At 35.8% G+C, this 1,231-nt stretch carries 2 protein-coding genes; both read left to right on the top strand.

Translation table 11 applies throughout. The features are described 5' to 3' along the window. On the top strand, nt 1-105 hold a 105-nt coding region (locus ACFIJL_RS09455), incomplete at its 5' end, for a TrwH protein (protein WP_375611078.1). Nucleotides 106-174: 69 nt separating this feature from the next. After that, complete coding sequence (locus ACFIJL_RS09460) at nt 175-1,119, top strand: type IV secretion system protein (protein WP_375624452.1); 945 nt, start codon at nt 175-177, stop codon at nt 1,117-1,119. Nucleotides 1,120-1,231: the final 112 nt, after the last annotated feature.

The raw sequence follows: 1,231 nt of genomic DNA on the forward strand, positions 1-1,231 counted from the left end.
TGTGCATTAGCACCAAAGCTAAAACAGCCAAATGATAGGAACCGGGTGCCTATTAATAAAACAATCCCTGCCGAAATCAAGCGAGGAGACAACGGAATCTCATAAACTGATTTATGAAGTTAATAATGTAATAGTCAGTCTTTCTAAATATGTGAAAATTAAAAGGAATAAAATATGCAAAAACTGATTATTATCATAGCAATTAGTGCGTTTCTTGGAACAACAAACTTAGCAAGAAGTAACACTGGTACTAAGCAAGGAGGAGGTAGCAACCGTGCTATTGTAGTTCATGGTACAGGGTTAGAAGATCTCACTGCAATAAAGAAACATAAAAAACCAACACTACCAAAACGCCACAAGCCAGCACATAATCCACCCAATATTAAAATCGACCTTTCTACTTTTGGAAAGGAAAGAAATTCCGCACCTTCTCAACCTAGTGGCTCTAAGCCATCTAACACAACTCCAGTATCTCCCACAGCTCAGGCACCTAAATCAGCTTTCGTGCCCTCTCCACCTCCAGAATATCTGGAGCTTATTAATCTATTAAAAAAAGGAGAAATTATTGAGCTCTTAACAAAACAGCTTGCGTTGAAAAAAGAACAAATTTCGCAAACAGAAAAAACCTATCAAGCTATAACAAATAGTCAGAAAACTGGACCTCAGAAAATAGACTTTTCTAGTTTTTTTCTCAAAGAGCCTGAATCGCTCTATAAGAAAGATAAGCTTTCAAGGGAATCATATCAAAAGGTATTAGAGGACGAAAACAAAATTTCTGGGACTTTTGATCAAATGGGCAAAGCTATTTCGGAGCGTTTACAATTTGCATCGATACAAGATAAAGCTGTAAGTTTAGAAACTTTTGAAACCGTAGAAAATCGTTTTAAATACCTCCAACATCTATTTGATGAACTTCAAACAAAAGAAAACCTGAAAGATACTGCAGATCTTCAAGCACATATCGATGGTTCATTAGCCATGATCCAAAATGAATTTATAAAGATGGAAATGGTGGCGTATTTACGTAAGGCTGAGCAATCACTTATCAAAAGGAAAAAACGCGAGCTTAGTATGAAATTTTTTAACCATGAAGCAAAAGGGATGCCTACCATACGATAAAAACAAAAGCCACTGTAGAAGGTTCAGTACTATCTGAACAATTCAGAGAGGCAGAAAGCTTTTATCAAAGTCAAGATATCGTAATGAGAATACTTAGGTAATGTATAAATGA

This window comes from Bartonella sp. TT119HLJHH (assembly GCF_042193385.1).
GTDB lineage: Bacteria > Pseudomonadota > Alphaproteobacteria > Rhizobiales > Rhizobiaceae > Bartonella.